Source organism: Rhizobium sp. 25PS6 (assembly GCF_032464655.1).
Taxonomy (GTDB): domain Bacteria; phylum Pseudomonadota; class Alphaproteobacteria; order Rhizobiales; family Rhizobiaceae; genus Rhizobium; species Rhizobium laguerreae.
In genome coordinates, this window is sequence record NZ_JAWDIV010000033.1 from 1 (window position 1) to 23,230 (window position 23,230).

Below are 23,230 nucleotides of genomic sequence, written 5' to 3' on the forward strand. Positions count from 1 at the left end.
CGGGTAGAAGGGGGAATCGCAGCGTCGCAACGAATCTCTTCTCCCCAGCGGGGAGAAGCCGGCAGGCGGATGAGGGGGCCGCACGGCACGTCGGTTCGTCCAGATAATTGGCTCTTCAAAGACCTGACGTCTGCAGTTTCCCGCGCGCCTCGATCATCGGGATCGCTTCCGAATAGCTGACACAGGCCACATCCGTTCGGTGGCAGACGTCGCTAACCAGTCGGTCGAGGGCGCGCCAGTAGGCGCCGCCGTTCATTTCGACGAAGTGGAAGCCGAGCTGTAGCGGGATGCGGGCGCCGGCGTATTGTTTGTCGAAAGCCTCCTTGAAGGCGGCATAGGCGCGTTCCTCGAATTCCGCGGAATCGGCCGTATCCTCCTCACCCTTGGAATGGCGGACGAAGAGGTTGTAGTCCATGCCGATGATCGGCTTCTCGTTCGGGCCTTCGGGGATCAGCGGCAGGCCGAAGCGGATGATGCCGTCTTCCTCGACAGGCATGGCCGGCCCTTTGGTGACGAGGCTCGCATCATAGCTGAAGCCCGCCTTCTCTTCGGCGGCGATCATGTCGGCGCCCGCAGTTGCCGAGAGATAGGGCGCGCGAAAGCCCTTGATGCCGTGCTCGACCAGATCCTGCCAGCCGGCCGGCTCCTGGAGACCGATGCTCTTCCAGGCATTCTCAAGCGTCGCGCGGAAAGTGGCGTACTCGGCAGACCAGTCGGCCTCGCTCCAGAGGCGGCCGTCGAAATGGCCACAGGCATGGCTCGATATGTCGTGGCCTTCGAGATGGGCATGCCAGATATTGCCGAGGCGCTCGCGGATCTCGTCGTCGCTCTGGGCGAAGCCGACATTGGATTTTCCGCGTTTCTGGTGCGGCGCCTGATAGGCCTTTTTCGCCGTCTCGTTCATCAGGAAAGTGCAGGAGAGAAAATAGGTGAAGTGGGCGCCGTTTTTCGCCGCCATCTCGCGGCTCTTCAGCCACAGCGCGTTGTCGTGGGCGCCGTCGAAGGAAATGATGACGAGCTGTTTCGGCCGGTCGGCCGCCTCTGCAATTGCCGGAACGAGGAGCGAAACAGAAAGGCAGGCGGAGAAGAGGGAACGAGACATGGGCACCGCGACAATTTGTTCGCGGTTTCCCTCCGACAGAATTGCGGCGAAGCTGCGGTCGCGCTGGCATTTTTTCGCGCCAGCCGGTAAGCCATGACAAACGGCACGGAAGGGATCCGCAATGACATTGCTTATCGTCGGCATCATACTTTTCCTCGGGGTGCATCTGGTGCGGGTGCTGGTGCCGGACTTTCGCCGTTCGATGATCGCAAGCCTCGGCGAGAAGGGCTGGCGGGTGGCCTATTCGATTGCCAGCATCGCCACGCTGATCCTGTTGATCTACGGCTTCGGGCAGGCGCGTGAGGTGACCGGCGTGCTCTACAGTCCACCGATCTGGATGGCGCATATATCAATCACGCTGATGCTGATCGCGATGATCTGTCTCGTCGCCTCGCTGCTGCCGGCGGGGCATATCGCGACCAAGACCAAACATCCGATGGTGCTGTCGGTGAAGATCTGGGCACTGGCGCACTTGCTCGCGAATGGCGAGACGTCGTCGGTTCTGCTGTTTGCCGCCTTTCTCGCCTGGGGCGTTATCCTACGCATTTCCTTGAAGCGGCGGCAGCGGGCGGGCGAGATCACGCTCCGACCGTTCGTCTCGGCCAAATACGACCTCTATGCCATCATCATCGGCATCGTCGTCTGGGCGCTGATCATATGGAAGCTGCACGAATGGTTGATCGGCGTTTCGCCGCTCGTCATCTGACCTGCGCATAACCCCAAAAATCGATTCCGGTTTTTGGAAAGGATTATGCGCGGATTCAAAATGTTAGAGCGTCCTTAGCGCGTCCTGTTGGACGCGCGGCGCTCTAATCTTTCACATCCCCCTTACAACGGCTGCAAAATGGAGTAGAAGGCCCGACAATATGCGTTTTGCATGGTGTATGGGTATTTCCGCGGCCGGAGACGAGAATGGCATTCAACGACGACAGCTTCATCCGTGAAGTCAATGAGGAATTGCGGTCTGACCAGATGAAGGGCGTCTGGCGCCGGTTCGGCCGCTATATCGTCGTCGTCGCCATCCTGATCGTCGTCGGTACCGCCGGGAAGGTTCTCTACGACTATTGGGACGACAACCGCTCCTCCGGCACCGGCGACCAGTTCCTGGCGGCAATGAAGCTAGCCGACGAGAACAAGAACGACGAGGCTCTGGCCGCGCTCAACAAACTCGAGAAGGAAGGCCATGGCGCCTACCCGGTGCTGGCGCGCATGCGGGCCGCGACCGTTCAGGTGCAGAAGGGTGATACCGCCGCGGCAATCGCCGCCTTCAACGAGATCGGCAAGGACAATGCAATTCCGGCTGCCGTGCGTGATGCCGCCAAGATGCGCGCCGGCTGGCTGCTCATCGAGAACGGCACTTACGAACAGGTTTCGGCCGCGATCGAGGAAATGGCCGTTCCGGGCAACGCCTTCCGTCATTCGGCGCGCGAGGCACTCGGCCTTGCCGCTTACAAAGCCGGCAACATGGCGCAGGCGCGGCAGTGGTTCCAGTCGATCGTCGACGATACCGACAGCCCACGCAATGTTGCCAATCGCGCCCATATGATGCTTGATCTGATTACCGCATCCGGCAAGGCGCCCGCCGCTCAGGGCTGATCGCGTTAAGGACAAGATATGAGTTTCACGGTCGCGATCGTCGGTCGTCCGAATGTCGGCAAGTCGACACTTTTCAACCGGCTGGTAGGCAAGAAGCTGGCGCTTGTCGATGACACGCCGGGTGTTACCCGCGACCGCCGGCCGGGCGATGCGCGGCTGATGGGCCTGACCTTCACGATCATCGACACGGCTGGTCTGGAAGAGGCCGACGCGGAAAGCCTGCAGGGCCGGATGCGGGCGCAGACCGAAGCGGCGATCGACGAGGCGGATCTTTCGCTTTTCGTCGTCGACGCCAAGAGCGGATTGACGCCCGTCGATACCGACCTTGCCGAAATGCTGCGCCGGCGCGGCAAGCCGGTGGTGCTTGTCGCCAACAAATCCGAAGCGCGCGGCTCCGACAGCGGCTTCTATGACGCCTATACGCTCGGCCTCGGCGAGCCGACGCCGATTTCGGCAGAACACGGGCAGGGCATGCTCGACCTGCGTGATGCGATCGTCGCGGCGATCGGCGAGGACCGTGCCTATCCCGAGAAAGAGGATGTGGCGGTTACCGACGTCGACATTCCGCAATCATCAGACGAGGGCGACGAGGACGAAGAGCCGACCTATGACGAGACGAAGCCGCTCAGAGTGGCGATCGTCGGCCGGCCGAATGCCGGCAAGTCGACGCTGATCAATCGCTTCCTCGGCGAGGACCGGCTTTTGACCGGGCCGGAGGCAGGCATCACTCGCGATTCCATCTCGGTCGAATGGGACTGGCGCGGCCGCACCATCAAGATGTTCGATACGGCCGGCATGCGCCGCAAGGCGCGGGTGATCGAGAAGCTGGAAAAGCTCTCCGTCGCCGATGCATTGCGCGCCATCCGCTTCGCCGAAACCGTCGTCATCGTCTTCGACGCGACGATACCTTTCGAGAAGCAGGACCTGCAGATCGTCGACCTGGTGTTGCGCGAGGGGCGTGCCGCCGTGCTCGCCTTCAACAAGTGGGACATGATCGAAGATCGGCAGGCGGTGCTTGCGGATCTGCGCGAAAAGACCGACCGGCTGCTGCCGCAGGCGCGCGGCATCCGCGCCGTGCCGATTTCCGGCCAGACCGGCTGGGGGCTCGACAAGCTCATGCAGTCGATCATCGATACCGACAAGGTCTGGAACAAGCGCATTTCGACGGCGCGGCTTAACCGCTGGCTGGAGACGCAGCAGATCCAGCATCCGCCACCGGCTGTTTCCGGCCGCCGCATCAAGCTCAAATACATGACGCAGGTGAAGGCCCGCCCGCCGGCCTTCATGATCTCCTGCACCCGGTCGGATGCGCTGCCGGAATCCTATACGCGCTATCTGATCAACGGGTTGCGCGCGGATTTCGACATGCCGAGCGTGCCGATCCGCATCCATTTCCGCTCGTCTGACAATCCGTTCGAAGGCAAGAAGCGACGAACGTAGGGTTCAGGGGCCTCGTAGTGGGAACACCCCCGCAAGTGGGGGGAGATCGGATGGGCGTTAAGGCTTCCCAAAACAACGACACTTGGCCATTAGAATATCGACAGAGAGGGACGAAGCGTTTGCCTCCTGCTGATCTCCCCACCTGTGAGAGAGATGCCCGGCAGGGCAGAGGGGGTACCACAAGCACCGTGATACCCAGTCCGGTTAGCAGCTAAACCACGCTTTTGTTCAGCGCCTCACGCAGCGCCACGATCTCGGCCTGGAGGCGGGTGAGGTCGACTGCATCGCGACCGCTGGCAGCGGCGATGCAACCCGGGATGCCGATCGCCCTTTCCTTCAGGCCAATGCCTTCTTCGCTCAAGCGGATGATGACGACGCGTTCGTCCTCCCGGCTGCGTTCGCGGCTGACATAGCCTGCGGTTTCCAGGCGTTTGAGCAAAGGCGTCAGCGTGCTTGATTCCAGGAAGAGCTTTTCACCGAGGCCGCCGACGGTCTGGCCGTCCTGCTCCCAGAGAGAAACCATCGCCAGATATTGCGGATAGGTGAGACCCAACGTATCGAGTAGCGGCTTGTAGACGCGATTTAACGCGTGGCTTGCCGTATAGACGGCGAAGCAGATGAAATTGTCGAGCTTCAGCTGATCCTGCATGGGGTATCTCCAGAACTGATGGAAGTTATATCGTGCAATAAATAATCGTAAGCGATTTTTATGCATGGCTGTTATGCGCAAATTTAAATTGTCCTATAAATAATCGTGCGCGATATAAAAGGTGTTCAGGACGAACATCGAACCCGAGAGGACAAGACAATGTCGACCATCAAGACCGCAGTTTCCGCAGCAGCACTCCTGGCAGCTTCCGCCGTCGGCGCGCTTGCCGATCCGGTACTCGAACCGACAACGCAGAAATTCATCAATGGGCTTGCCGGCGGCAAGCCGATCTACACGCTGTCGCCGGCCGATGCCCGCAATGTTCTGGCGGGCGCGCAGAAGGGCGACGTGAAGAAGCTTGCCGCCCAGGAAGAGGACAGAGTCATCAAGGCCGGTCCGACAGGCAGCGTCAAGCTGCGCATCGTCCGCCCGGAACATGCCAAGGGCACGCTGCCGGTCATTCTCTATTTCCATGGCGGCGGCTGGGTGCTGGGCGATGCGGATACACATGACCGGCTGGTGCGCGAGATCGCCAACGGCGCCGATGCCGCCGTCGTCTTCGTCAACTACGAGCGCTCGCCGGAAGCCCGCTATCCCGTTGCCATCGAGCAGGCCTATGCTGCGACCAAATATGTCGCCGAACATGCCCAGGAGTTCCAGGTCGATGCCGCCAGGCTCGCTGTCGCAGGCGATAGCGTCGGCGGCAACATGGCGGCGGTGGTAACGCTGCTGGCCAAGGAGCGTGGCGGTCCTGCCATCGACCAGCAGGTGCTGTTCTACCCCGTCACCGACGCCAATTTCAACCATGGTTCCTACAATGAGTTCGCTGATGGCCCGTGGTTGACGAAGGAAGCGATGAAGTGGTTCTGGAACGCCTATCTGCCCGATGAAGCCAAGCGCAAGGAGCCGACGGCCTCACCGCTGCAGGCGTCGCTGGAGCAGTTGAACGGGTTGCCGCCGGCGCTGGTCATCGTCGACGAGAACGACGTGCTGCGTGACGAAGGCGAGGCCTACGCCCGCAAGCTCAGCCAGGCCGGTGTCCGCGTCACGTCGATGCGCTACAATGGCACGATCCACGATTTCGTGCTGCTGAACGCCATTGCCGAAACGCCTGCCACGCGCAGCGCGATTGCGGTCGCCAACGACACGCTTCGCAGCGCTCTTCACAAGTAAACCAATCAGTCTGCGGATGGGACAGGCCCGGCGGTTTCGCCGGGCTTTCTGCTTCTTGGAAGCGACTTGGTGGCAAATTGCCAGGCCCTCTTCCATTTCGGCGTGATGACGCCGTTGGCGGCGCGAATATTGTTGATGAATTGCAGCGTCGCCGCTTCCCAGGAATATTGCATAGCGAGCTCGCGCGCCTTGTCTCGGGAGGCGGAAAGGGCGGCAAGGCATGCGGCCTGCAGATTCTGGTCGAGCGCCCCGACTTCGCTATCCTCGCCGATGATGTCGAGCGGGCCGGTGACCGGATAGGCTGCGACCGGCACGCCCGATGCCAATGCTTCGAGGATGGTGTTGCCGAAGGTGTCGGTGAGCGAGGGAAAGACGAAGACATCGGCCTGGGCGTAGGTTTTCGCCAGATCCTCGCCGAACTGCACGCCGGCGAAGAAGACGTCGGGGTATTGCTTTTCAAGCTCGGCGCGGGCAGGACCGTCGCCGACGACGACCTTGGAACCCGGCAGATCGAGATCGAGGAAGGCCGGCAGGTTCTTTTCCAGCGCCACGCGGCCAACGGTCATGAAGATCGGGCGCGCCAAGCCGAACGGGTTTTCCTCGAGCGCCATCGGACGGAACTGCGTGGCGTCGATGCCGCGGCTCCAAGGCATGAGGTTGCGGATGCCCTTTTCCGACAGTTCGCGGGCAAGGCTCGGCGTCGCCACCATGCAGCCGGCGCCGCCATTGTGGAACCAGCGGACGAAGGAATAGAGCCAGCTCTTTGGTATCGGCAAGCGCGCGGAGACATATTCCGGGAAGCGGGTGTGGTAGCTCGTCGAAAACGGCATGCGGTTCTTCAGGCACCAGCGGCGCGCCGTCAGCCCCAGTGGGCCTTCGGTGGCGATATGCACGTAGGAGGGATTGTGCTTTTCGATCTCGCGGGCGATGCGGCGGTAGTTGGCGATCGACAGGCGGATCTCAGGATAGGTCGGGCAGGGGATGCTGTTGAAGCGCTCCGGCGTCACCATGGAAACCTCGACGCCCATCCTCGCCAGTTCGCGATTGGTGTTCTCGATCGAGCGCACGACGCCGTTCACCTGCGGGTGCCAGGCATCGGTGACGATCACCAGCCTCTCGGGCAGGTTTCCCGCGGCTGCGGCATTGGCCCAACTCTCGCCGCTATAAATGTTTGCCGGACGTTGCAGCATGTCACGATTTCCATCCGCGTCGCAGTGATATGCCAACGCTCAACCCTTCAGCGGAGTTCCGGAACGGCGATTCCCGCTTGTCTATTTTGAGGCATGACTATGATGGAAATATTACAGCCCATATTGCAAGGATTGCAGGGCTTTCGCCTGACCGATCGCCCCGATTATGTCGGTAGCCGGCGGCGGTTTTCATACGGAAAAAAGAAGGTCACGGCGCCGGTCCAGGACCGGCGCCGTTCGGGACGTCAGGCGGCAGCAGAAGCCGAGCTTGCAGTCGGAACTTCCGAGATCGTCTTCAGAACCTGCGAAGCGATCTGGTAGGGGTCGCCTTGCGAGTTCGGGCGGCGATCTTCCAGATAACCCTTGTAGTCGTTCTTGATGAAGGAGTGCGGCACGCGGATCGAAGCACCACGGTCGGCAACGCCGTAGGAGAACTTGTTCCACGGAGCAGTCTCGTGCTTGCCGGTCAGGCGCTTGTCGTTATCGGGGCCGTAGACCGCGATGTGGTCCATCAGGTTCTTGTCGAACTGCGCCATCAGCGCTTCGAAATATTCCTTGCCGCCGACTTCGCGCAGGTACTTGGTCGAGAAGTTGCAATGCATGCCCGAGCCGTTCCAGTCGGTGTCGCCGAGCGGCTTGCAATGATACTCGATGTCGATGCCGTATTTTTCCGTCAGGCGCTGCAGCAGGTAGCGCGCCATCCAGATCTGGTCGGCAGCTTTCTTGGAGCCCTTGCCGAAAATCTGGAATTCCCACTGGCCCTTGGCCACTTCGGCATTGATGCCTTCGTGATTGATGCCGGCAGCGAGGCAGAGATCGAGGTGCTCTTCGACGATTTCGCGGGCAACGTCGCCGACGTTCGAATAGCCGACGCCGGTGTAATAAGGGCCCTGCGGAGCGGGGTAGCCCTGCTCAGGGAAACCAAGCGGACGGCCGTTCTGGTAGAAGAAATATTCCTGCTCGAAGCCGAACCATGCGTCTTCGTCGTCGAGGATGGTCGCGCGAGCATTCGATGCGTGCGGCGTGACGCCATCCGGCATCATCACTTCGCACATGACGAGCGCGCCATTGGTGCGGGCCGGGTCCGGATAAATGGCGACGGGCTTCAGCACACAATCCGAGCTGCGGCCTTCGGCCTGCTGCGTCGAGGAGCCATCAAAGCCCCAGAGTGGAAGCTGTTCCAGCGTCGGAAATTCGTCGAATTCCTTGATCTGCGTCTTGCCACGCAGGTTCGGTACCGGTGTGTACCCATCGAGCCAAATGTACTCGAGCTTATATTTTGTCATCGTGACTCTCTCAATGCTACGAAGGTGAGCAAATCCGGAGGTGATCTCGGCGCGCAAGCGCATCCGACCGCCAGGGATGACAATTTCAAAGCATGTAGCGTGCCAGTTTTGGCGCTACGCGAAAGAAAAATCGCGAATCGGCGTGCCGGCGGGTTTTTTAACTTTCGGAAAATCGAGCTGTTTTTAACGTTCATAGAGAGTATCGCCCATGAAAACGCACTTTTCCCGTCTGGAACCGGATGAAAATTACGCCGTTAGTCTGAAATGATGAAGTGTTAAACAAATTATCGGAAGCTTTTGGTCGAGGCAGCATGCCGACCGATTACAATTGCAACATTGCCTATATTTTATGCAATTTGCGTAAACTATGTGCATTGTGCTATGTAGATGGTCCTGAAATGTTGATGCGCCGAACTGAATGGAGGCGATCTCATGCCCACCGGTTTCCATCGTGAATCCGCAACGATCTACCAGTTTCCCGTTAAGGCGACACGAAACGCCAACCGGTTCGAACGCGCCAGGCTGATGGAGCGCGAGGCCGCGGACGTCTGCGATGCTGCGCTCGACAGCTGCTGGTACCATGACGAGGCGGTTCGCGACGCCGATCGGCCGACAAAGTCCTGATTTCCCCGGATCAGGATGATTTTAGGCCCGATCGGCCTGAAATCTGAATCCTGATCTAAATCAAAGAAATAGAGCATGATGTCGTCCGAAAACCGCGCACACTTTTCGGCATCATGCTCTAGCAGCGGGGCAAACGATGCCGACAAGGCGGAGAGCGCTCGCACATGGCATTCAACCTGCGTCAGCATGTGCGGCCTAAAAGCATGTCTCGTTAAGCGAATCTGAAAGATCGCGCCGCTCTAGCCGCCATCCAATCCAAGCTTTTCCTTTATGACCAGTGCACCATGTTCGCTGACGACGCGAGCAGCGACCTTTGCTGCGAAGCGGGCGGCGTCAGGCGCATCGCCGGCTTCGAGATATCGTGCGAGAAAGGCGCCGTTGAAGCTGTCGCCGGCGCTGGTCGTGTCGACCACCTTCTTCACCTTTTCGGCTGGAACGAAGGTTTGCTCGCCGGCAAAATTCAGCGTGACACCGTCAGCGCCGTTCTTGACGACGATATGGACGGCGCCCAGTGCGCGATAGCGGTGGATCGTCGCCTCGATGGAATCATCGCCGAAATGGGCTGCCTCGTCGTCGAAGCTCGGCATGACGAGCACGGAGGAGCGGGCGCCTTCGCTGATCGTCGTGTGCATCACGTCGTAGCTCGACCAGAGCCGCGGGCGGATGTTCGGATCGAAGACGACGAGCTTGCCGGCGGCCTTGGCGCGACGGACCTCGGCAAGCAAAGTCTCGGCATCCTCATGCGGCAGGATGGCAAGGGTGATGCCGGAGAAATAGACGACCTCAGCGCTTTCCACCGCCTCGCGCAGGCGGTCCGGATCGGCGGCCAGGCTGCGGGCCGCCGAACTGTCGCGCCAGTAGCTGAAGGAGCGTTCGCCATTTTTCAGGTTGATCATATAGAGGCCGGGCGTCCTGCCCCTGATGCGGCGGATGAGGCTGGTGCCGATGCCCGCCTTGTCGATGAAGCCGACCATTTCGTCCGACATGGCGTCGTCGCCCAGGGCGGTGTAGTAGTCGACCGACCAGTCGGCGGCAAGGCAGGCGCGGGCATACCAGGCGGTGTTGAAGGTATCGCCGGCAAAGCCCTTGCGCAGCAGGCCGTCGCCTGCCTGCGAGAGTTCCACCATGCATTCGCCGATCGATAGAAACCGTCTGCTCACCTTGTCCTCCCGGCATTTGAGCGCCGCGTCCAACAGGACGCGCTATCACTTTGAATTGGCGCATAGTCCTTTCCGAATATCGATCCCGATTTTCGGAAAGGATGATGCGCTGGTCTTCATTCGCTGATACGCGGAGCTAGGCTGAGTGACAAGCGTCGATATCACGAGAGAGATGAAAGCCCGCCTTCACGGACGATGCGAAGGCGGGCTTCCCAATTCTTATTCGTGGATGGTGTAGCTGCCCATCGCGCAAAGGTCCTGCGCATCTTCGGTGGTTGCGAGGTTGGAATCTTCCTCGAATTCGAAGCGCATGTCGTATTTGCAGACGGTGCGGCCGTCGGCGATGGTGATATTCATGGTTTCGCCCGGATCGAGAACGTTGTCGCCGAAGACGTCTTCTTCCCAGTCGTCGACGCCGGTCGGCGAGCTGTAGAAGTGCGTCAGGACGGAGTTCGTTCCGTTGATGAGCTTGAAGGTCAGATCTTCGGCATGCGATGAAACCGCGGAGACGGCAATCATGGCCGCGGTAAGTGCGATTACACCTGATATTTTCGATTTCATATATGCGTTCCCCTGGCTTGCGATTAGGCCGAAATGGGATAGCACATGCTTATAAAAGCTTTCTTATTGGGGACTTTAGATCCAAAAATAGTCTGCTTCCATCCGAGAATGAATGGGGGCATGGGGCATTCAAGGCGAAGGCCGCTTGCGCGGCCTTCGTTCCGTTTATGGCCTGTCCATATGATAACAGGCGGCCGACTGGCCGGGGTGAACGTGCTCGGTCGGCGGCATTTCGGTGCGACAGATGTCGGTCGCCTTCCAGCAGCGCGGCGAGAAGACGCAGCCCTTCGGCGGGTTGAGCGGCGAAGGCGGGTCACCCTGCAGACGGATGCGGGTGCGCAGGCGCGCAAGCTTCGGATTCGGGATCGGGGCGGCGGAGAAGAGCGCCTGTGTATAAGGATGGGCGGGGTGATCGAAGACGGTAGCGCAGTCGCCAGCTTCCACCACCCTGCCGAGATAGAGCACCAGCACATCGTCGGAGATCAGGCGCACCACGGAGAGGTCGTGGCTGATGAAGATCAACGTCAGGCCGAATTCCTTGCGCAGCTTGCGCAGAAGCGTGATGACCTGGCCCTGGATCGAGACGTCGAGGGCCGAAACCGGCTCGTCGCAGATGATGAGCTTCGGCTTGGTGACGACCGCGCGGGCGATGCCGATGCGCTGCGCCTGGCCGCCGGAGAATTCGTGCGGATAGCGGTTGATCATCTCCGGCACCAGGCCGACGGCGGTCATGATCTCGCGAACGCGCTCCGTGCGTTCGGCCCTGGTAAGCTTCGGCTCGAAGACGGTGAGCGGCTCGGCAATGATGTCGCCGACCGTCATACGCGGGTCGAGCGAGGCGATCGGATCCTGGAAGATGATCTGCATGTCGCGGCGGGCGGCGCGCATTTCCTCGTCTGACAGGTCGAGCAGGTTGCGGCCCTGCCAGAGGATACGGCCCTTCTGCGATTTCAGCAGCCGCAGGATGGAACGGCCGAGCGTCGACTTGCCGCAGCCGGATTCGCCGACGATGCCGAGCGTGCGGCCTTCGCTGAGGTCGAAGCTGACATTGTTGACGGCGGTGAGGAAGATCGGCGGCTTGAAGAGGCCCTTTGCTGGCAGTTCGAATTGGGTCGTCAGGTTCTCGACCCTCAGAAGCGATCGGTCAGCCATGGTTCAGCAACTCCTCACGACGCGGGAAGGGGTGGTAACAGGCGGCGCAATGTCGCGGCGCCAGCGTTTCGAGCGGCGGCGGGCGGTCGATGCAATCGTCCTGGACCTGCGAACAGCGCGGCGAAAAATTGCAGCCTTTCGGCAGGTGCTGCAGGTTCGGCGGACGCCCGGGAATGACGACAAGGTCGTCTACATCCTGGTCCGGCCGCGGGATAGAGGCATGCAGCGCCGCGGTATAGGGATGAGCCGGATTGTCGAAGAGCTCGTCGACGGGCGCCTCCTCGACGATGCGGCCGGCATACATGACGGCGACGCGGTCGGCGAGGCCGGCAACGACGCCGAGATCGTGGGTGATCATGATCAGCGCCGTGTTCATCTCCGCCGTCAGGTCGTTGAAGAGATCGAGGATCTGCGCCTGGATGGTGACGTCGAGTGCCGTCGTCGGTTCGTCGGCGATCAAGAGCTTCGGCCGGGTGAGCAGCGCCATGGCGATGACGATGCGCTGGCGCATGCCGCCGGAGAGTTCGTGCGGGTAGAGGTGGAAGCGCCGCGTCGGGTCGGGGATGCCGACACGTTTCAGCATGTCGAGTGCGGCGGCGGATGCGGCGCGCGCCGTCAGCCCGCCGTGAACCTCGAGCTGCTCCGTCAGCTGCCGGGAGATCTTCAGCGTTGGATTGAGGGCGGTCATCGGGTCCTGGAAGACCATCGCCATGTCCTTGCCGCGGATCTGGTCGAGCTCGCGCGGTTTCAGCGCCAGCACGTCCTTGCCTTCGAGCAGCGCCTGTCCCGTCGTTTGGCCGTTCTTGGCGAGCAGCCCCATGATGCCGAGAAAGGTCTGGCTCTTGCCGGAACCGGACTCGCCGACGATAGCGATGCGCTCTCCGCGCTTGACCGTCAGGTTCATGTTCGAGACCGCCTTCACCTCTCCATCCGGCGTCTTGAAGGTGATCGAGTAGTCTTTGAGTTCGAGAAGCGTGTCTTTTTGTGTCTGCTGGGACATTCTTAGCGATCCTTCGGGTCGAACGCGTCGCGCAGGCCGTCACCGATGAAGAGCAGGCTGAGCAACAGGGCCACGAGGAAGCTTGCCGGGAAGACCAGCAGCCACGGCATGCTTTCCATGGCATCGGTTCCCTCGGCGATCAACGTACCGAGCGAGGTCAGCGGTTCCTGCACGCCGAAGCCGAGATAGGAAAGGAAGCTTTCGGTGGCGATGATTTCAGGCACCGTCAACGCTGCGAAGATCACCACGGGTCCGACGAGGTTCGGGATGATGTGTTTGATGATGATCTTGAACGGCCGCTGCCCGGATGCGCGGGCCGCTTCGATGAATTCGCGATGCTTGATCGACAGCGTCTGGCCACGCACGATGCGGGCCATGGTCAGCCATTCCAGCGCGCCGATGGCGGCAAACAGCAAATAGACGTTGCGGCCGAAGATCACCATCAGCAGGATGACGAAGAGGATATAGGGAAGCGCATACATGATATCGACGAAGCGCATCATGATCGCATCCAGCCTGCCGCCGATGTAGCCCGAGACCGCGCCGTAGAGCACGCCGATGAAGACGGAGACGACGGTCGCCGTCAGCGCCACGGCGAGCGAGACGCGGGTGCCGTAAAGGACGCGGGCGAGAAGGTCGCGGCCGTTCGGGTCGGTGCCGAAATAGTGGCCGGTTTCGATCGAGGGCGGTATGCGGAAGGCCGCCCAATCCGGATCCTCGTAGTTGAAGGGAATGAACCAGGGGCCGAGGAAGGCGGCGAGGATCAGAACCGTCAGAACAACGATCGACAGGACGGCTGCCTTGTTGCGCGCGAGGCGGCGCAACGCATCCTTGGTGAGCGATCGGCTTTCGGGCGCAAGGCCCTCCGCCTCCAGAAGCTCCTGGGCAAGCAGCTCGCGTTTTGCGGGGTTGAGGATCATCGGTTTCTCACTTTCGGATCGAGCCACGCATAGGCGATATCGACGAGAAGATTCAGGAACACAATGAGCACCATGTAGAAAATGACCGTGCCGAGAACCATGCCGTAATCGCGGTTCAGCGCTGCGTTGACGAAATAGCGGCCGATGCCGGGCAATCCGAAGATGCTTTCGACAACCAGCGAGCCGGTGAGAAGGTAGCTTGCGGCGGGCCCCAGATAGGAGACGACAGGCATCATGGCGGGCTTCAGCGCATGGCGCATGACTGTCAGGCGGGGGCCGATGCCTTTGGCCTTGGCGGTGCGGATGAAGTTCTGATTCATTACCTCGATCATCGAGCCGCGCGTGATGCGCGAGATACGGCCGGCATGCGGCAGGGCCAGAACGACGATCGGCAGGATGAGGTATTTGATCGAGCCATCACCCCAGCCGCCAACCGGGAACCATGCGAGATGGATACCGAAGACGAGCTGCAGGATGGGTGCAATCAGGAAGTTCGGCAGCACGACGCCAATCAGGATGAGAGCGCCCAGAATATAATCCGGCGCCTTGTTCTGGTAGAGCGCCCCAAGACAGCCGACGGCCACGCCGACAATGATGGCAATCAGGAAGGCAGCCGTACCGATGGTGAAGGTGTAGGGCAGACCGATCATGATCTGCTGGGCGACGGTGAAGTCTTCGCTGGCGAAGGACGGGCCGAGATCGCCCCGGAGCAGGTCACCGACATAGATCAGGTACTGCTGGATGAGCGGCTTGTCGAGATTGTAGTGGATGGCAAGGTTCTTCAAGATCACCGGCGGCAATGGCCTTTCGCCATCGAAAGGGCCGCCGGGGGCAAGGCGCAAAACAAAAAAGCAGGCTGTGACGGCGATCCACAAAACGGGGATCGTCGATAGCAGGCGACGGAGGGCGTATTTGATCATGATCGTGGGCCGGTCCTTCCCCCAATGCGCGGGAAGGACCGTTTTCCCTTACTCTTTCATCGACAGCCAGCGGGTGCGGTGGATGTCCTGGATATTGTCGACGAAGCCGTCGATCTTCGGCGAAACGACATTCTTCGAGACGTAGTAGTAGATCGGCAGGGCGGCGGATTCATCCAGCGCCAGCTGTTCGGCTTTCTTGAAGATCGCGGCACGTTTGGCGAGATCGGTCTCGGCGTTGCCTTCCTTGATCATCTTGTCGTATTCGGGATTGGACCAGCGACCGTAGTTCATCTGCACGCCGGTCACCAAGAGGTTCAGGAAGTTGTCCGGGTCGTTATAGTCGGCAAGCCAGCCGGCGCGGCCGATTTCGACCTGGCCGCGCTGCATCTGGTCGTAATGCACCTTGGTTTCGGCGTTAACGAGCTCGACATCGACGCCGAGCGGCTTCCACATGGAAGCGATGGCGACGGCGATGCGCTTGTGGTTGTCGTTGGTGTTGTAGCTGAGCACGGCGTGCAGCGGCTTATCCGGGCCGAAGCCGGCTTCGGTCAGAAGCTTCTTGGCTTCTGCGACCTTCTCGCTATAGGGCAGATCCTTCCAGCTGACATAGGCCGGCTCGCCGTAGTTCGCCGTGCCCGGCGGCACCCAGGAATAGGCCGGCAGTTCGCCGGTGCCGAGGATCTGCGGGCCGATGACTTCGCGGTTGATCGCCATGGAGAGAGCCTGGCGGACACGCTTGTCGCTGAAGGGCGGCTTCTGCGAGTTGACGACGTAATAGTAGAGGCCGGAGAAGGGGGCGACATGCGCCTGGCCCGGCAGGTTCTTCTTCATCCACTCGTATTGGTCGGTCGGGAAGTCGGTGAGGATATCGAATTCGCCGGCGCGGTAGCGTTTCAGCGCGGCTTCCTGGTCTTCGAGCACGAAGAATTTCGCGCCATCGATCTTCAGGTCCTTGGTGTCGTACCACTGGTCGTTCTTGACGGTGGTGACATGCGAGCCCGGAACCCATTCGACCGGCTTGTAGGGGCCGTTGGTGACGATGTTGCCGATCTTGACCCAATCCTGACCCTTCGCCTCGACGACATGCTTCGGCAGCGGATAGGCGGTGTAATGCATCAGGGCATTGATGAAATAGGGAGTGGAGTTTTCAAGTGTAATCTCCAGCGTCTTGTCGTCGATCGCCTTGACGCCGAGCTGGTTGAGATCGGTGATCTCACCCTTGTTGATCTTTTCGGCGTTCTTGATGGTGAACTGCAGATAGGCATAATCGGCGGCATTCTTCGGGTCGACGAGGCGCTGGAAGGCGAAGACGAAATCTCCTGCCGTTACCGGCTGGCCATCGGACCACTTGATGCCGTCGCGAAGCTTGAAGGTGTAGACCTTGCCATCAGGCGAAATCGTCCAGCTTTCAGCCTGGCCGGGGATCGGATTATCCTTGGCGTCTTCGGTGACGAGGCCTTCGAAAATGTCGCCGGCGATACGGTTCTCCCAGTCGCCGGAAAGTTTCTGCGGATCGAGCGACTGCGGGTCGCCACCATTGTGAATGTTGAGCGTGGCCGCATGGGCCGAAAACGCCAGCAATGTGCCAAGCATTGCAGAGGCGAGAAATTTTTTCGTGAAATGGTTCATGGTGGGTCCACCTTTCTAGGCTTTTCGCCTTTATTAGATCATTTGTTCCCGGTGTTTGACCTCTTACGTGCAGGTCAGCGCGCACATTATCGCAAAGGCTTTGCGTTGCAACCCCAAATCCGGAGGATGGAAACGGGTTGTGGACAAGCCTATATACGTCTCCCCCTTGTCGGATCGCGACGACGCATCGCGGCGTTTCGCAACGCCTTCATAACCGCTTCACATGGTTGTCTTTTGTTTCGTCCGCTTTAGTGTGGCGAGCGCAAACGAGGCAGGAGATGTAGCCGATGGCATTGCAGGCAGGCGGGAGTGCGGACTGGTGGCGCGGCGCGGTGATCTATCAGGTCTATCCGCGCTCGTTTCAGGACACCAACAGCGACGGTCTCGGCGATCTCAGGGGAATCACCCGCCGGCTGCCGCATATTGCCAGCCTCGGCGTCGACGCGATCTGGCTCTCGCCCTTCTTCAAGTCGCCGATGGCCGACATGGGCTACGACGTTTCCGATTATTGCGACGTCGATCCGATCTTCGGCACGCTCGCCGATTTCGACGAGATGATGGCCGAAGCTCACAGGCTCGGCATCAAGGTCGTCATCGACCAGGTGATCTCGCATACCTCCGACCGGCATCCCTGGTTCCTCGAGAGCCGGTCGAGCCGGACCAATCCTAAGGCGGACTGGTATGTCTGGGCCGACCCGAAGCCTGACGGCACGGCGCCGAATAACTGGCTGTCGATCTTCGGCGGGCCGGGCTGGGAATGGGATGGCGTGCGCCGGCAATATTACCAGCACAATTTCCTGACCTCGCAGCCGGACCTCAACTTCCACAGCAAGGCCGTGCAGGATGCGGTCCTCGATACGGTGAAGTTCTGGCTCGACCGCGGCGTCGACGGCTTCCGCCTGGACACGGTCAACTATTATTTCTGCGACAAGCTGCTCAGGAGCAATCCGCCGCACGAGCCCGACGAGGATGACGCAGGCCTCGATGCGCCCGATACCAATCCCTACGGCATGCAGAACCATCTTTATGACAAGACGCAGCCGGAAAATGTCGATTTCCTCAAACGCTTCCGGATGCTGCTCGATCAGTACGAGGATCGCACGACTGTTGGCGAGGTCGGCGATGGAGCGCGTTCGCTGAAGACGGTTGGCGCCTATACGAGCGGCGGCGACAAGCTGCACATGTGCTACACATTCGATCTGCTCGGGCCGGATTTCACCGCCGAGCATATCCGCGGCTGCGTCGAAGCCTTCCAGAAGGCGGTCACGGACGGCTGGGTGTGCTGGGCTTTTTCCAACCACGATGTCATGCGCCATGTCAGCCGGTTTGCGCTGACGGAGGAAGAGCGCCCTGTCATCGCCAAGCTGGCGATCTCGGTGCTTGCAGCGCTGCGCGGTTCGATCTGCCTCTATCAGGGCGAGGAGCTCGGTCTGCCGGAGGCTGAGCTCGCCTTCGAGGATCTGCGCGATCCCTACGGCATCCGCTTCTGGCCAGCCTTCAAGGGCCGCGACGGATGCCGCACGCCGATGCCCTGGGAAGCCGGCAAGGCGCATGCAGGCTTCACCTCCGCGGAAAAGAGCTGGCTGCCGGTGCCTTACGAGCAGGCAGCGCTTTCCGTGGATACGCAGGAGGCGAGCGAAAGCTCGGTGCTGCAACACTACCGCAGGACGCTCGCATTCCGGAAGAGCCACCCGGCGCTGATCGACGGCGACATGATCTTCGTCGGCACCAACCAGGACCTGCTCGCCTTCACCCGCGAAAAGGACGGCGAAAAGCTGCTCTTCGTCTTCAACCTGACGCGCAAACCGACGGAATTCCGTCTGCCTGATGGTATGGTGCTCGGGGAACCGCTTGAGATGCCGGGCTTCGAGGCGGTAGCGGGCACGGGGTCAGTGAAGCTTGCGGCGCTGGATGGGTTTTGTGCGCGGGTTTGACGGTTATTTCAGAAGCTTATCGTAATCTGCGTGCGAGCCGATCCAAAACCAGATGATGTCATCTCCGTCACTGACGGCTAAAGCTCTCCAGGATGCACCGACGCGCGCCGACCAAAATCGGCCGACGCGTTTGAAATGCAAGGAGGGATGTCTGGGATCTTGTTTGAGCAGATCGAAGTTTCCGTCAGCCAACTTCCGTATCTGTTCAGGCAAGCGGTCATACGCCTCCCAGAAGGCGGGAGTCGCGTGGTGTTTCAAAGCCGTCTTGTCTTTCCGGCATGAAAATCGGCAAAGGCCTTCTCCGCGAGATGATCGAGCTTGCCGCTTACGGCGTCCTTTTCCATCTGCCGATCCCAACGTTCGGCCTGAAGGGCTTCAAACCATGTGGAAAAGGCTTCGAACTCCTGCTTGTTGAGTTCGGCCACGGATTTTTCAATCTGTTCCAGCTTCGTCATCATGGGCTCCAGCGATATTGCAAAATAGGCGCTGCCGCGGGATTTGCCAAGGATTCCCTCACCCAATCAGCGCGAACTTGTCTACGTCCACCATGCCGCGGTCGGATATCTTCAGGTGTGGGATGACAGGCAGCGGCAGGAAGGCCAACTGGAGGAAGGGTTCTTCCAGCGTGGCGCCGAGCGCCAAGGCGGCTTTGCGCAGTTGGTGGAGCGTATCGCGGACCGTCTCATAGGGCTCGAGGCTCATCAGGCCGGCGATGGGCAGGGCGATTTCGCCGGTGACCTTGCCGTCTTCGACGACGACGAAGCCGCCCTTGATCTCGCCGAGGCGGTTTGCGGCGTGTGCCATGTCGTCCTCGCTGACGCCGACCACGCAGATATTGTGGCTGTCATGGCCAACGGTCGAGGCGATCGCACCCTTCTTCAGGCCGAAGCCCTGGACGAAGCCGTTGGCGTGGTTGCCGTTCTTGCCGTGGCGCTCGATGACGGCGACCTTGATGATATCGTTGGCAAGATCGACCGTCGTCTCGTTGCCCCGGACAGGCAGGCGATAGCGGCGATGCTCGGTGATGATCTTGCCCGGCATGACGCCGATGACGGGCGTTTCGCCTTCGGCGACCGCAACGCCGAAATGGGCGGCGTTGACGGGCCGGGCCTTGACGCTGTCGAGGCCGATCGGGGCAACCGGTCTGCGCGAGGAAAAGAGCGCATTGGTAACGCGTCGTCCGGCGGAAAAGACCATGTCGGCACGGCAATTTTCCAGGCTGTCGAGAACCACCAGATCGGCTCGCCAGCCCGGCGCGACCAGGCCGCGGTCCTTGAGGCCGAAGGCGCGGGCGGCCGAAATCGAGGCGGCGCGGTAGATCGCCAGGGGCTCGACGCCGCTTGCGATCGCCGTGCGGATCATATGATCGAGATGACCCTGTTCGGCGATATCGAGCGGATTGCGGTCGTCGGTGCAAAGCGCGAGGAAGGGTGAAAGCCGCTCGGTGATAATGGGTATCAGCGCCGCGAGATCCTTGGAGACCGAACCCTCGCGTACGAGGATATGCATGCCCTTGCGGATCTTTTCCAGCGCTTCGCCGGCGGTCGTGCATTCATGCTCGGTGCGGATGCCGGCTGCGAGATAGCCGTTGAGGTCATTGCCGGAAAGCAACGGCGCGTGGCCGTCGATATGGCCGCCCTGGAAGGCGTCGAGCTTGGCCATGCAGACGGGATCCTTGTGGATCACGCCGGGGAAATTCATGAATTCGGCAAGGCCGATGACCTTGGGATGAATGCGGAAGGGCAGGAGGCTCTCGATCGGCAGGTCGGCGCCGGAGGTTTCGAGATGTGTCGCCGGCACACAGGAGGACAGCTGGACGCGGATGTCCATGATCGTCTCCAGCGCGGATTCGAGAAAGAATTCGATGCCGGCGGTTCCGAGCACATTGGCAATTTCGTGCGGATCGCAGATGGCGGTGGTGACGCCATAGGGCAGAACGCAACGGTCGAATTCATGCGGTGTGACGAGCGAAGATTCGATATGCAGATGCGTGTCGATGAAGCCGGGAACGACAATTCTGCCCGAGATATCGATCTCGGTTTCGCCTTCATAGTTGCCTGAGGTGCCGACGATGCGATCGGCGCCGATGGCAATGTCCGACTGGATGAGTTCGCCGGTGACGAGATCGAAAAAGCGACCGCCCTTCAGCACGATATCGGCAGGTACGCGGCCGACGCCCTGGTCGATGAAACGTTCAAGTCTGCTGGTCATGGCATTGCTCACATTGCAACCGATTCCGAAACTTATAGCCGATCTGCCGTGACATGCGAGTGCCGCAAAATGAAGCCGGGCGCCATAGAGGCGCCCGGTCGTTGACGGTCAGCGATGGTTTACTCGGCGGCGACGATCTTGCCGGCTTCCCACTTGTAGAGCGAGAAGCTCTGCGAGGTGAGGTCGCCGGTCTCGCCGTAGGTGACCTTGCCGATGGCGGTCGGGATTTCTTCGCCGCCCTTCAGCGCGGCCACGACGGCTTCCGCGTCCTCAGCGCTGCCGGCCTTCTCGATGCCGGCCTTCAGCACTTCGACGGCGGCATAGGCGTTCAGTGTGAAGGCCTCGGCCGGGATGTTCTTGGCGGCGAGCGCGTCGGCTGCGGCCTTGGAATCCGGGCTCTTGGTGGCGTCCGAAGCGTTGGTGAAGATCGTGCCTCCTGCCGCATCCGTGCTGATTGCCCAGAATTCGGTGTTCGAGAGTCCGTCGCCGCCGATGATCGTCGCGTTGGCGGCGAGGTCATGCAACTGTCGGGCGAGCAAGCCGCCTTCCGGGTGGTAGCCGCCGAAATAGACCACGTCGACCTTCTCGGACTTGATGCGGGTGGTGAGCGCGCTGAAATCCTTGTCACCGGGCGTGATCGCGTCATTGACGACTTCGGTGATGCCGCCGGCGTTCAGCGTCGCCTTGAAGGCGTCGGCGAGCCCCTTGCCGTAGGCGCCCTTGTCGTTGACGATGGCGACGCGCTTGTCCTTGAAATTCTTCAGCACATATTTGGCGGCGACTTCGGCCTGCTGATCGTCGCGGCCGCAGGTGCGCAGCACGTTGGTCAGACCGCGCTTGGTCAGGTCGGGGGCCGTCGCGGTCGGGGTGACCATCAACACGCCGTTTTCAGCAAGCACGTCCGAAACGGGAATGGCGACGCCCGATGTCACCGGGCCGACGACGAAGCGGATGCCGTCGCCGACGACCTTGTTGGCGGCGGAAACGCCCTGTTTCGGTTCGCCGGCATCATCGGCCAGTTCGAGGACGACCTTCTCGCCGAGAATTCCGCCCTTCCTGTTGATCTCGTCGACGGCGGTCTGTGCACCGTTCTTCACCTGGTCGCCATAGGCGGCGACGGGGCCGGTCAGCGGCGCGATCAGGCCGATGGTGATATCTGCATGGGCAAGCGGCGCAAAGGCGAGCGACGCGATGAGGGTCGCCGTCAATGTCTTGAGGGTCATTGTCTGTCTCCTTGGATGGGGTCATTCGACCCGCGATGAGGTGCCGCGCCGGATTTTCCGGACCGTTCAACGGCCCCGGGCCGTGCCAAGGACGATCGATATCGGCGCGATCGATGCGCCCTCCGGCCATATTTGGCTCGAATGGGTGCAACGGCAAGATTACTAAGAATTTTGCTGAGATTTCGCAAGTTGATAACAAAATGAAACGAAAATCGAGCCGATCCAGCGCGAAATAATCCAAAATCGTCGATCGTGGTGCCGTCTGCAGATCTCTGGAGGATGTTGTACCCGCATCTGCGCGGTGCCGATGAGCCGGCCGAATTTCGCGAAACTCTTCGTCTTTTTGAATAGTCGAATTCGGTTTTGAAATTAACGCTTGATTCTACCACTCAGTGTAGAACTGTTGTTCGTGCATATATTGCTGCGATGCAAAAGAACGGTCGATAATAAACAGAGAGATATTTCAGGAAACAGAGATCTGGATGCTCAAGCGTATCGAAGCCAGACAGGTGCGCAACGGAATGTTTGTGGAGGCGATCGAGGGTGCATGGCAGGACCCTCTTCTGTCCAAGCGAAGATTTCTGCTGCGCCGTGAAGCCGACGCGCTGAAAATTCGCAAGAGCGGCATTGAAGGTGTTATCATCAACACCAGCAGAGGCCTCGACATCGGCGGTCTGCCAGGCGGCAATATCGAGGTCGACACGAAGGCGGCACGCGAGACCATCCAGAAATCCGTGCAGGTCCTGGAAAGCGTTTTCGGCCGACTCCAGCATGGTGATGGCATCAGCTTCGATCAGGTGGCGCCGGTGATTTCCTCGGTCTCGAAGTCGATGGATGACAATCCCACTGTCTTTCTGAGCGTTACGCGTCTGAAATCCAAGGACGAAGTGACGTTTCTGCATTCGCTGTCGGTGAGTGCGCTGATGATCCTTTTCGGCCGTCATCTCGGACTTGACGAGACGACCGTGCAGATGCTCGGCACGGCAGGATTGCTGCACGACGTCGGCAAGCTCGAAATTCCGCTCGAGATACTCAACAAGGAAGGGCGCCTGGACGAGGACGAGATCAAGATGATCCGCGATCATCCGGAAAAGGGGCACGCAATCCTGTCACGCCAGGAAGGCATGCCGGAGATCGTTCTCGACGTTTGCCTCAACCATCATGAGCGTATCGACGGCAAGGGCTACCCCCGCAGGCTTTCCGAAGCGCAGGTCAGCTTCCATGCGCGTCTTGCTGCGATTTGCGACGTCTATGACGCCATGACCTCCGTGCGGCCGTACAAGGCGCCATGGAGCGCGAGCCAAGCCCTGAAATGGATGCTTGGCAATGAGGGGCAATTCGATCGCCGGCTCCTGAAGAAATTCGCCCTCTGCCTTTCCGTCGCCGCCGTGACCTGAGGCCCGTCGATTTCCCAACAAAAGGCCTGCGTGGACTTAGCCCCGCCGCAGGCCGTGATGCCG

At 60.4% G+C, this 23,230-nt stretch carries 22 protein-coding genes; 7 read left to right on the forward strand and 15 right to left on the reverse strand.

Annotation, left to right across the window (positions count from 1 at the left end; all coding sequences use genetic code 11):
• Positions 1–115: 115 nt before the first annotated feature.
• Complete coding sequence (locus tag RWK44_RS32965) at positions 116–1,102, reverse strand: polysaccharide deacetylase (protein WP_316030010.1); 987 nt, start codon at positions 1,100–1,102, stop codon at positions 116–118.
• A gap of 121 nt (positions 1,103–1,223) precedes the next feature.
• Here RWK44_RS32965 and RWK44_RS32970 point away from each other — a divergent pair, with 121 nt between their 5' ends.
• The 3 genes from RWK44_RS32970 to der all read left to right on the forward strand — a co-directional run bounded on the left by RWK44_RS32970 (position 1,224) and on the right by der (position 4,138).
• Positions 1,224–1,808, forward strand: a complete 585-nt coding sequence (locus tag RWK44_RS32970) for an NnrU family protein (RefSeq protein WP_222010231.1) — start codon at positions 1,224–1,226, stop codon at positions 1,806–1,808.
• Positions 1,809–2,014: 206 nt separating this feature from the next.
• The gene (locus tag RWK44_RS32975) at positions 2,015–2,698 is read left to right on the forward strand and encodes a tetratricopeptide repeat protein (RefSeq protein ID WP_221942462.1); all 684 of its coding nucleotides are present in this window, start codon (positions 2,015–2,017) and stop codon (positions 2,696–2,698) included.
• 18 nt (positions 2,699–2,716) lie between these two features.
• Positions 2,717–4,138, forward strand: coding sequence for a ribosome biogenesis GTPase Der (gene der, locus RWK44_RS32980; protein ID WP_221942461.1), 1,422 nt, complete (start codon positions 2,717–2,719; stop codon positions 4,136–4,138).
• Between the two features lie 211 nt (positions 4,139–4,349).
• On the opposite strand, the gene RWK44_RS32985 is transcribed toward der, so the two are convergent.
• Positions 4,350–4,787, reverse strand: coding sequence for a MarR family winged helix-turn-helix transcriptional regulator (locus RWK44_RS32985; RefSeq protein WP_221942460.1), 438 nt, complete (start codon positions 4,785–4,787; stop codon positions 4,350–4,352).
• Between the two features lie 159 nt (positions 4,788–4,946).
• Here RWK44_RS32985 and RWK44_RS32990 point away from each other — a divergent pair, with 159 nt between their 5' ends.
• Positions 4,947–5,960: an alpha/beta hydrolase gene (locus RWK44_RS32990; protein WP_316030011.1), complete on the forward strand. Its 1,014-nt coding sequence runs from the start codon at positions 4,947–4,949 to the stop codon at positions 5,958–5,960.
• Positions 5,961–5,965: 5 nt separating this feature from the next.
• Here RWK44_RS32990 and RWK44_RS32995 read toward each other — a convergent pair whose 3' ends face one another.
• Positions 5,966–7,150 carry a glycosyltransferase family 4 protein gene (locus RWK44_RS32995; RefSeq protein ID WP_221942458.1) on the reverse strand — a complete coding sequence of 395 codons (1,185 nt, stop codon included), beginning with the start codon at positions 7,148–7,150 and terminating at the stop codon, positions 5,966–5,968.
• Between the two features lie 245 nt (positions 7,151–7,395).
• On the reverse strand, positions 7,396–8,436 hold the full coding sequence (locus tag RWK44_RS33000; RefSeq protein WP_018481520.1) for a glutamine synthetase beta-grasp domain-containing protein: 1,041 nt from the start codon (positions 8,434–8,436) through the stop codon (positions 7,396–7,398).
• 432 nt (positions 8,437–8,868) lie between these two features.
• Here RWK44_RS33000 and gstI point away from each other — a divergent pair, with 432 nt between their 5' ends.
• Positions 8,869–9,060, forward strand: coding sequence for a glutamine synthetase translation inhibitor GstI (gene gstI / locus RWK44_RS33005; protein WP_168270633.1), 192 nt, complete (start codon positions 8,869–8,871; stop codon positions 9,058–9,060).
• Between the two features lie 239 nt (positions 9,061–9,299).
• Here gstI and RWK44_RS33010 read toward each other — a convergent pair whose 3' ends face one another.
• From RWK44_RS33010 to RWK44_RS33040, 7 genes are all read right to left on the reverse strand, one after another.
• On the reverse strand, positions 9,300–10,220 hold the full coding sequence (locus RWK44_RS33010) for a sugar kinase (RefSeq protein WP_316030012.1): 921 nt from the start codon (positions 10,218–10,220) through the stop codon (positions 9,300–9,302).
• Positions 10,221–10,439: 219 nt separating this feature from the next.
• Entirely contained in the window at positions 10,440–10,781 is a 342-nt protein-coding gene (locus tag RWK44_RS33015) for a hypothetical protein (RefSeq protein WP_168270637.1), read from the reverse strand.
• Positions 10,782–10,946: 165 nt separating this feature from the next.
• On the reverse strand, positions 10,947–11,933 hold the full coding sequence (locus tag RWK44_RS33020) for an ABC transporter ATP-binding protein (RefSeq protein ID WP_316030013.1): 987 nt from the start codon (positions 11,931–11,933) through the stop codon (positions 10,947–10,949).
• Positions 11,926–12,933 (reverse strand): ABC transporter ATP-binding protein, encoded by a 1,008-nt coding sequence (locus tag RWK44_RS33025; RefSeq protein WP_316030014.1) that lies wholly within the window; start codon positions 12,931–12,933, stop codon positions 11,926–11,928. Before RWK44_RS33025 ends, RWK44_RS33020 begins: the two co-directional genes overlap by 8 nt.
• 2 nt (positions 12,934–12,935) lie before the next feature.
• Entirely contained in the window at positions 12,936–13,853 is a 918-nt protein-coding gene (locus RWK44_RS33030; RefSeq protein WP_168285100.1) for an ABC transporter permease, read from the reverse strand.
• Complete coding sequence (locus RWK44_RS33035) at positions 13,850–14,773, reverse strand: ABC transporter permease subunit (protein ID WP_020051165.1); 924 nt, start codon at positions 14,771–14,773, stop codon at positions 13,850–13,852. Before RWK44_RS33035 ends, RWK44_RS33030 begins: the two co-directional genes overlap by 4 nt.
• Positions 14,774–14,821: 48 nt before the next feature.
• Positions 14,822–16,402, reverse strand: a complete 1,581-nt coding sequence (locus tag RWK44_RS33040) for a peptide ABC transporter substrate-binding protein (RefSeq protein WP_131664557.1) — start codon at positions 16,400–16,402, stop codon at positions 14,822–14,824.
• Positions 16,403–16,689: 287 nt separating this feature from the next.
• On the opposite strand from RWK44_RS33040, the gene bglA reads away from it, so the two are divergent.
• Positions 16,690–18,336 (forward strand): beta-galactosidase BglA, encoded by a 1,647-nt coding sequence (bglA, locus tag RWK44_RS33045; protein ID WP_131664558.1) that lies wholly within the window; start codon positions 16,690–16,692, stop codon positions 18,334–18,336.
• 3 nt (positions 18,337–18,339) lie between these two features.
• On the opposite strand, the gene RWK44_RS33050 is transcribed toward bglA, so the two are convergent.
• From RWK44_RS33050 to RWK44_RS33065, 4 genes are all read right to left on the reverse strand, one after another.
• On the reverse strand, positions 18,340–18,594 hold the full coding sequence (locus tag RWK44_RS33050; protein WP_077978948.1) for a type II toxin-antitoxin system RelE family toxin: 255 nt from the start codon (positions 18,592–18,594) through the stop codon (positions 18,340–18,342).
• Positions 18,591–18,791, reverse strand: a complete 201-nt coding sequence (locus RWK44_RS33055; RefSeq protein ID WP_131664662.1) for a hypothetical protein — start codon at positions 18,789–18,791, stop codon at positions 18,591–18,593. The genes RWK44_RS33050 and RWK44_RS33055 overlap by 4 nt, the downstream gene beginning before the upstream one ends.
• A 58-nt stretch (positions 18,792–18,849) precedes the next feature.
• The gene (ade, locus tag RWK44_RS33060; RefSeq protein WP_316030015.1) at positions 18,850–20,547 is read right to left on the reverse strand and encodes an adenine deaminase; all 1,698 of its coding nucleotides are present in this window, start codon (positions 20,545–20,547) and stop codon (positions 18,850–18,852) included.
• A 119-nt stretch (positions 20,548–20,666) separates the two neighbouring features.
• Complete coding sequence (locus tag RWK44_RS33065) at positions 20,667–21,770, reverse strand: branched-chain amino acid ABC transporter substrate-binding protein (RefSeq protein WP_222010238.1); 1,104 nt, start codon at positions 21,768–21,770, stop codon at positions 20,667–20,669.
• A 482-nt stretch (positions 21,771–22,252) separates the two neighbouring features.
• Here RWK44_RS33065 and RWK44_RS33070 point away from each other — a divergent pair, with 482 nt between their 5' ends.
• Entirely contained in the window at positions 22,253–23,167 is a 915-nt protein-coding gene (locus RWK44_RS33070) for an HD-GYP domain-containing protein (protein WP_316030016.1), read from the forward strand.
• Positions 23,168–23,230: the final 63 nt, after the last annotated feature.

Coding starts and splice junctions, on each gene's coding strand:
- RWK44_RS32965 (WP_316030010.1), bottom strand. CDS start 1,102: ATGTCTCGTTCCCTCTTCTCCGCCTGCCTTTCTGTTTCGCTCCTCGTT.
- RWK44_RS32970 (WP_222010231.1), top strand. CDS start 1,224: ATGACATTGCTTATCGTCGGCATCATACTTTTCCTCGGGGTGCATCTG.
- RWK44_RS32975 (WP_221942462.1), top strand. CDS start 2,015: ATGGCATTCAACGACGACAGCTTCATCCGTGAAGTCAATGAGGAATTG.
- der (WP_221942461.1), top strand. CDS start 2,717: ATGAGTTTCACGGTCGCGATCGTCGGTCGTCCGAATGTCGGCAAGTCG.
- RWK44_RS32985 (WP_221942460.1), bottom strand. CDS start 4,787: ATGCAGGATCAGCTGAAGCTCGACAATTTCATCTGCTTCGCCGTCTAT.
- RWK44_RS32990 (WP_316030011.1), top strand. CDS start 4,947: ATGTCGACCATCAAGACCGCAGTTTCCGCAGCAGCACTCCTGGCAGCT.
- RWK44_RS32995 (WP_221942458.1), bottom strand. CDS start 7,150: ATGCTGCAACGTCCGGCAAACATTTATAGCGGCGAGAGTTGGGCCAAT.
- RWK44_RS33000 (WP_018481520.1), bottom strand. CDS start 8,436: ATGACAAAATATAAGCTCGAGTACATTTGGCTCGATGGGTACACACCG.
- gstI (WP_168270633.1), top strand. CDS start 8,869: ATGCCCACCGGTTTCCATCGTGAATCCGCAACGATCTACCAGTTTCCC.
- RWK44_RS33015 (WP_168270637.1), bottom strand. CDS start 10,781: ATGAAATCGAAAATATCAGGTGTAATCGCACTTACCGCGGCCATGATT.
- RWK44_RS33020 (WP_316030013.1), bottom strand. CDS start 11,933: ATGGCTGACCGATCGCTTCTGAGGGTCGAGAACCTGACGACCCAATTC.
- RWK44_RS33025 (WP_316030014.1), bottom strand. CDS start 12,933: ATGTCCCAGCAGACACAAAAAGACACGCTTCTCGAACTCAAAGACTAC.
- RWK44_RS33030 (WP_168285100.1), bottom strand. CDS start 13,853: ATGATCCTCAACCCCGCAAAACGCGAGCTGCTTGCCCAGGAGCTTCTG.
- RWK44_RS33035 (WP_020051165.1), bottom strand. CDS start 14,773: ATGATCAAATACGCCCTCCGTCGCCTGCTATCGACGATCCCCGTTTTG.
- RWK44_RS33040 (WP_131664557.1), bottom strand. CDS start 16,402: ATGAACCATTTCACGAAAAAATTTCTCGCCTCTGCAATGCTTGGCACA.
- bglA (WP_131664558.1), top strand. CDS start 16,690: ATGGCATTGCAGGCAGGCGGGAGTGCGGACTGGTGGCGCGGCGCGGTG.
- RWK44_RS33055 (WP_131664662.1), bottom strand. CDS start 18,791: ATGACGAAGCTGGAACAGATTGAAAAATCCGTGGCCGAACTCAACAAG.
- ade (WP_316030015.1), bottom strand. CDS start 20,547: ATGACCAGCAGACTTGAACGTTTCATCGACCAGGGCGTCGGCCGCGTA.
- RWK44_RS33065 (WP_222010238.1), bottom strand. CDS start 21,770: ATGACCCTCAAGACATTGACGGCGACCCTCATCGCGTCGCTCGCCTTT.
- RWK44_RS33070 (WP_316030016.1), top strand. CDS start 22,253: ATGCTCAAGCGTATCGAAGCCAGACAGGTGCGCAACGGAATGTTTGTG.